Origin of the sequence: Variovorax sp. N23, from assembly GCF_025486315.1 — a bacterium.
Classification (GTDB): domain Bacteria; phylum Pseudomonadota; class Gammaproteobacteria; order Burkholderiales; family Burkholderiaceae_C; genus Variovorax.
Genome location: NZ_JAOOPY010000030.1, coordinates 1 through 6960, shown reverse-complemented (window position 1 = coordinate 6960; position 6960 = coordinate 1). Strand labels below are relative to the sequence as shown.

The window sequence follows — 6960 nt, the reverse complement described above, 5'->3', positions numbered from 1 at the left end:
TTCTGCTTGACCGTCGAGGTCAGCTCTTCCATCGACGCCGCGGTCTGCTCCAGCGAGCTGGCCTGCTGCTCGGTGCGGGACGACAGGTCCTGGTTGCCCGAGGCGATCTCGCTGGAGGCGGTGGCGATGGTGTCGGTGCCCTGGCGAACTTCGCCGACCACCTTGGCCAGGCTGTCGTTCATGCCGCGCAGCGCCAGCATCAGTTGGCCGGTCTCGTCCGTGCTCGTCACGTCGATGCGGCTGGTCAGGTCGCCGGCGGCCACGGCCTCGGCCACGGCCACGGCATGTCGCAGCGGATGGGTGATGCTTCGCACCAGCATCCAGGCGAGCACGATGCCCATCACCAGCGACAGCGCGCTGCAGATCACCAGCATCATGCTGGTGTTGGCGCGCATCTCGTCGCTGCGTTGCGCCGCGGCATCGAGCTCGGCGCGTTCGCCGTCCACCAGTTGCTGCACGCCGACCAGATAACCCTGCGAAGCGGGCTCGAAGCGTTGGGTGAAGATCTTGTTGGCCTCCTCCGCGCCGCCCGCGAGCTTTGCCTTGCTCACTTCTTCTCGGGCCGCCAGGTAGGCTTTGCGCAGTTCACCGATCTTTTCGTAGATCTGGCGCCGCTGCGGGGTGTCCATGCGGGACTCGAGAAACTTCTGCAGCTCGGTGGTTTCCTTGATGTTCTGGGCGCTGGCGGGCGCGAAGTAGTCGATCAGGCTGGCGTCGCTGCTCTTGGCGATCGCCGCGGCACGCTGCACGCCGGCGGTCACGTAGCGCAGCCAGTCGGAGCCGGCACGTTCGATCTTGATGTTCTGCTCGACCATCAGATTGATTTCCTGCCCCAACTGCCGCAGTTTCATCACGGCAAGCACGCTGCTTGCGAGGGACAGCGCAAGGATGAGGCCGACCACGAGGGCCAGCCGCTTGCCGATGGAAACGTTGCTCAAGAACATGCTCATGACTCCGGAAAGGGGGCTCGGTGCGAATGCGTATGAAAGGTCAGAAGGTTTCCCACCCATCGCCGGCGGCAGTGGTGGCCAGTTCACGGGGTGCGGCGGCAGCACGCGGCGCAGGCAGCACCCGGGCGGACTTGGCAGGTCGGGAAGAAGGGCGGGCGATATGGATGCGGCCGGTGCTTGGGGGCGTACGGCCCGTCGGGTCGACGCCGAGCTTGAACACGCCGACGACCTGCGACAGGCTGCCCGCCTGCTCCTGCAGCGAGGCGGCGGCCGCCGCGGCCTCTTCCACCAGTGCCGCGTTTTGCTGCGTGACCTGGTCCATCTGCGTGATGGCCTGGTTGATCTGTTCGATGCCCTGGGTCTGCTCGTGGCTCGCCGCGCTGATCTCGCCCATGATGTCCGTCACCCGGCGCACGCTCGCCACGATCTCGTCCATCGTCTGGCCCGCTTCGGCCACCTGGTGGCTGCCCGCCTCGACCTTGCTGACCGAGTCGTCGATCAGGCCCTTGATCTCTTTCGCGGCGGCCGCCGAGCGCTGCGCCAGGCTGCGCACTTCGGAGGCGACCACCGCGAAGCCGCGGCCCTGCTCGCCGGCACGCGCCGCTTCGACCGCGGCGTTCAGCGCCAGGATGTTGGTCTGGAAGGCGATGCCGTCGATGACCGCGTGATGTCCACGATCTTCTTGCTCGAGGTGTTGATCGCGCTCATGGTGTCGACCACCTGGGCCGACCACGCTGCCGCCGCGCACGGCCACTTCGGAGGCGGACGCAGCCAGCTGGTTCGCCTGGCGCGCGTTGTCGGCGTTCTGCTTGACCGTCGAGGTCAGCTCTTCCATCGAGACAGCCGTCTGTTCCAGTGAGCTGGCCTGCTGTTCGGTGCGGGACGACAGGTCCTGGTTGCCCGAGGCGATCTGGCTGGAGGCCGTCGCGATGGTGTCGGTGCCCTGGCGAACTTCGCCGACCACCTTGGCCAGGCTGTCGTTCATGTGTTTCAGGGCCTGCATCAACTGCCCCGTCTCATCGATGGACTGCACCTCGATGCGCGAACTCAGGTCGCCGGCCGCCACCGTCTCGGCCACGTCCACCGCCTGGCGCAGCGGGCGCGTGATGCTGCGCGAGATGAAGAAGGCGAAACCGGCACCCGCCAGCAGCGTGAGCACGGTCAGCAGCACGCCCAGTTGCAGGCTGCGCGAATTGGCATCGTCGATGGCCTGGCTCATCTCGTCGATCGCCTTGCGCTCCATCGCCAGCAGCGCGAGCACGCCGCTCTCGTAGGCCTTGGCGGCCGGCATGAAAGTCTCGTCGAAGACGCGGGCGGCTTCCGAGGTGTCGCCGCCACCGGCCTTGGCCTTCGTCACCAGGTCCTTGGCGGCCTGGTACTTGGCACGCCTGGCCACGATGTCCTTGAACGCGGCCTTCTCGTCGTCGCTGACCAGCAGCGCTTCGACCTTCTTGATGGTCTCGCTGCCCTTCGTCACGCTGTCGGCGATGACCTGCTTGAAGACCACCGGCAGGGTCTCGTCCGTGGTGCGGGAGATCATGGCAGTGCGCGCGATGGCCGAATAGGTCAGCACGTACCAGTCGGAGATGAGCCGCTCCTTGGCGAGCGGGCTCTGCATCATGAGCCGCGTGGCCTCTGCGTTGCGAACGGCGCTGACGAGCGAGAAGGCCGCGGCCACCACGGTCAATCCGAGCACGATCGCGAAGCCGAGGGCGAGCCGCGTCCCGATGCGGAGATTGCGAAGAGACTTCATGGTGCAGGGCCGGTCTTTCTGGTGGGTCCGATGGCCGAAGGAATGCACGGTTCGCCTCAGGCGGCGGCGGCTTCGACCAGGCCCATTTCCTCGCTGGACATCAGGCGGTCGATGTCCACCAGGATCAGCATCCGCTCGTCCAGCGTGCCCAGACCGATCAGGTAGTCGGTGTCCAGGGTCGAACCCATTTCGGGGGCCGGCTTGATCTGATCGGCGCTCAGCGTGATCACGTCCGACACGCTGTCGACCACCATGCCCACCACGCGGCCGCCGATGTTCAGCACGATCACCACGGTGAACTGGTCGTAGCTCGGCTCGCCCAGGTCGAACTTGATGCGCATGTCGATGATCGGCACGATGATCCCGCGCAGGTTCACGACGCCCTTGATGTAAGCCGGCGCGTTGGCGATGCGGGTCACGGCGTCGTAGCCGCGCAGTTCCTGCACCTTCTGGATGTCGATGCCGTATTCCTCGTCACCGAGCGTGAACGAAAGGAACTCGAGCGGCTTGTCCGCAGCGCGGCTGGCGCCTGCCATGTCGGCCGGCTTGGAGGTGGGGGTCGATTTCGTGAGCATGGGATGCGCCTCTCTTGAAAAGAATCAGTTCACTCGGGTGGGTGGGTCATTCGGCGATGGCCGGCCGACGCGTGGGGCGGGCGGAAACGCGGGGTGCGGCCGGCGGGCCTCGGCGAGCGCCCCCGCGCGCAGCGGCGGGCTTGGATGCCGGCGCGTCGAGGTTGAAGACGTACACCGCCTCCACCAGGCCGCCCGCCTGCACGTTCAGGGCGGTCGCTGCGGCGGCCGACTCCTCGACCAGCGCCGCGTTCTGCTGCGTGACATGGTCCATCTGCGTGATGGCCTGGTTGACCTGTTCGATGCCCTGGGTCTGCTCCTGGCTGGCCACCGTGATCTCGCCCATGATGTCGGTCACGCGGCGCACGCTGGCCACGATTTCCTCCATCGTCTGGCCGGCCTCGCTCACCAGCGCGCTGCCGGCTTCGACCTTGTGCACCGAGTCGTCGATGAGCGCCTTGATCTCCTTGGCGGCTGCCGCCGAGCGCTGCGCCAGGCTGCGCACTTCGGCGGCCACCACGGCGAAGCCACGGCCCTGTTCACCGGCGCGCGCGGCCTCCACGGCCGCGTTCAGGGCCAGGATGTTGGTCTGGAACGCAATGCTGTCGATCACGCCGATGATGTCGACGATCTTCTTGCTCGACGCATTGATCGACCCCATGGTGTCCACCACCTGGGTCACCACGCTGCCGCCGCGCACGGCCACTTCCGACGCCGAGACCGCCAGCTGATTCGCCTGGCGCGCGTTGTCGGCGTTCTGCTTGACGGTCGAGGTCAGCTCTTCCATCGAGGCGGCCGTCTGCTCCAGCGAGCTGGCCTGCTGCTCGGTGCGGGACGACAGGTCCTGGTTGCCCGAGGCGATCTGGCTCGACGCCGAGGTCACGCCGTAGGCACTGGCGCTGACGTCGGCGACGATGCCGTACAGGTTGGCGCTCATCTGGTTGAGCGCGGTCAGCAGGTCCTTGGTCTCGTCCTCGGGATGGATCGCGAACTTCACCAGCACGCCGCCGGCGATCGTGCGGGCCACCTCGACCGCATCGTCGAGCGGTCCGAACACCGTGCGGTCCAGGAAGAAGCCCAGTCCGGCCCAGCCCAGCGCGGAGGCGACCGAGAAGGTCGCGATGATCGTCGGCCACGCACCCGCCCCCCCCGCTGCAGCCGACAGCGACCACCAGCCCGCCGCACCGAAGGCCAGCGTGAAGAAGGCCGCCATGGCCGTGGCCGCCCACAGGCGATGACGCACCGGCACGCGGCGCAGCGCGGCCAGCGGCTGCACCCAGACCGGCCGCAGCACGTCGCCGTGGCGCAGCATGAGCTTCTGGCCGGCGCCTTCGCGAATCTTGCGATACAGCAGCTCGGCAGCCTCGACCTGCGCGCGCTCCGGTCGGCTGCGCACCGACATGTAGCCCACGGTCGTGCCGTTGCGGCGGATGGGGGTGACGCTGGCGTGCACCCAGTAGAAGTCACCGTTCGAGCGGCGGTTCTTGATCACGCCGGTCCAGGGCAGCCCTTCGTCGAGCGTGCTCCACAGGTCGGCGAAGGCCTCCGGCGGCATGTCGGGGTGCCGCACGATGTTGTGGGCCTTGCCCATCAGGGCGTCGACCGAGAAGCCGCTGGCTTCCACGAAGGCCGGATTCACGTAGGTGATGCGGCCTTTGAGGTCCGTGCGGGATACCAGTGCAACGCCCGGGGGCAGCAGGTATTCGACGGCGGTGACGGGGAGGTTGACGCGCATGAAATTTGTCTCTCGGAATGGATACGGTGCGATAGGGATCAGCTGCGGGCGCGGTGCGTGCCGTCGAGCTGGAAGACGCCGACGACCTGCGACAGGCTGCCCGCCTGGTCCTGCAGCGAAGCGGCGGCCGCCGCAGCCTCTTCCACCAGCGCCGCGTTCTGCTGCGTGACCTGGTCCATCTGCGTGATGGCCTGGTTGATCTGCTCGATACCCGTGGTCTGTTCCTGGCTGGCGGACATGATCTCGCCCATGATGTCGGTCACGCGCTTCACGCTGGCCACGATCTCCTCCATCGTCTGGCCCGCTTCGGCCACCTGGTGGCTGCCCGCAGCGACCTTGCCGACGGAGTCGTCGATGAGCACCTTGATCTCCTTGGCCGCTGCGGCCGAGCGCTGCGCCAGGCTGCGCACTTCCGACGCCACCACCGCGAAGCCGCGGCCCTGCTCGCCCGCACGCGCCGCTTCCACCGCGGCGTTCAGCGCCAGGATGTTGGTCTGGAAGGCGATGCCGTCGATGACCGCGATGATGTCCACGATCTTCTTGCTCGAGGTGTTGATCGCACTCATCGTGTCGACCACCTGGCCGACCACGCTGCCGCCGCGCACGGCCACTTCGGAGGCGGACGCAGCCAGCTGGTTGGCCTGGCGCGCGTTGTCGGCGTTCTGCTTGACCGTCGAGGTCAGCTCTTCCATCGAGGCAGCCGTCTGTTCCAGCGAGCTGGCCTGCTGCTCGGTGCGGGACGACAGGTCCTGGTTGCCCGAAGCGATCTGGCTGGAGGCGGTGGCGATGGTGTCGGTGCCCTGGCGGACCTCGCCGACCACCTTGGCCAGGCTGTCGTTCATGCCGCGCAGCGCCGTCAGCAGCTGCCCGACCTCGTCGCGCGAACCGGAGGCGATGTGGCTGCTCAGGTCGCCCGACGCCACCTTCTCGGCCAGCTCGACCGCGCCGCGCATCGGCTGCACGATGCCGACCGTCAGCCGCCAGGCGCACAGCGCGCCGATCACCACGGCCAGGGCCGACAGGACGCCCAGCATCAGGAGGCCGCTGCGGTGATCCCGCCGGATTTCCTGGGCCATCGCATCGATCTGCGTCCGTTGGGCGCTGGCGATGTCCAGAACCGCCTTGTTGTAGACCATCAGGGCGGCCTGGTACTGGGTATCGGCGAGCTTGCCGGCGCCTTCGCGGTCACCGGCCGCCTTCAGCTGGTTGATCGTGCCCAGGTGCGCCAGCACCGTCTTGCGCGCATCGGCCACGGCAAGGTACAGCTTGCGCTCCTCCGGCGAGGTCAGCAGCTTCTCCATCTTCTGCTGCACCGGGTTGATGGATGCCACGCCCTCGCCCAGGCTCTTCTTGAAATAGGCTTCGTTCTCGCTGTCGGTCGCCTTGGCCATCCCGAAGGAGTGGACGATGCTGGGACCCAGGAGATTGGCCCACTGGTTGGCCAGACGCTCCTTGACGAGCGCCTCGTCGATCATCACGGCGGTCGCGTCGGCCCCCGCGTTCAACCGGACCACGCCGACGCCCGCGATGAGAACCATCATGAGCAACATGATGGCGAAGCCCGCGCCCAGGCGCACCCCGATCCTGAAATTTCGCAGATTCATAACGCTCCACCTTGCTGAGTCAATGACATGAGGACAGTCGTTCGGCGCGCGCCCGGCATCGCTTCGTGCAATGCACCCACCCGCAGCCACGTCAAGTTATCGGCAGAGCGGGCGGAAGTTGAAGGCATCGCCGTCAAATAATTCAGACAGCGGCCGGCGCCAGCCGGAAGACACTGACGGATTGCGACAGGCTGCCCGCCTGGTCCTGTAGCGAAGCGGCGGCCGCCGCGGCCTCTTCCACCAGCGCCGCGTTCTGCTGCGTCACCTGGTCCATCTGCGTGATGGCCTGGTTGATCTGCTCGATGCCCGAGGTCTGCTCCTGGCTGGCCGAGGCGATCTCGCCCAT

At 67.2% G+C, this 6960-nt stretch carries 4 protein-coding genes and 2 pseudogenes; all 6 read right to left on the bottom strand.

Annotated elements, in window-relative coordinates; all coding sequences use genetic code 11:
* Window positions 1-944 (bottom strand): HAMP domain-containing protein (locus N8A90_RS25260; RefSeq protein ID WP_262078039.1); only part of this gene is annotated, 944 nt, incomplete at its 3' end.
* 46 nt (window positions 945-990) lie between these two features.
* Window positions 991-2703: pseudogene (locus tag N8A90_RS25255) on the bottom strand (methyl-accepting chemotaxis protein).
* Between the two features lie 56 nt (window positions 2704-2759).
* Window positions 2760-3278, bottom strand: coding sequence for a chemotaxis protein CheW (locus N8A90_RS25250; protein WP_410087747.1), 519 nt, complete (start codon window positions 3276-3278; stop codon window positions 2760-2762).
* Window positions 3279-3324: 46 nt separating this feature from the next.
* Complete coding sequence (locus N8A90_RS25435) at window positions 3325-5010, bottom strand: methyl-accepting chemotaxis protein (RefSeq protein ID WP_316044042.1); 1686 nt, start codon at window positions 5008-5010, stop codon at window positions 3325-3327.
* 38 nt (window positions 5011-5048) lie between these two features.
* The gene (locus N8A90_RS25235) at window positions 5049-6614 is read right to left on the bottom strand and encodes a methyl-accepting chemotaxis protein (RefSeq protein WP_262078037.1); all 1566 of its coding nucleotides are present in this window, start codon (window positions 6612-6614) and stop codon (window positions 5049-5051) included.
* Between the two features lie 142 nt (window positions 6615-6756).
* Window positions 6757-6960, bottom strand: a pseudogene (locus tag N8A90_RS25230) (hypothetical protein); the annotation flags it as partial.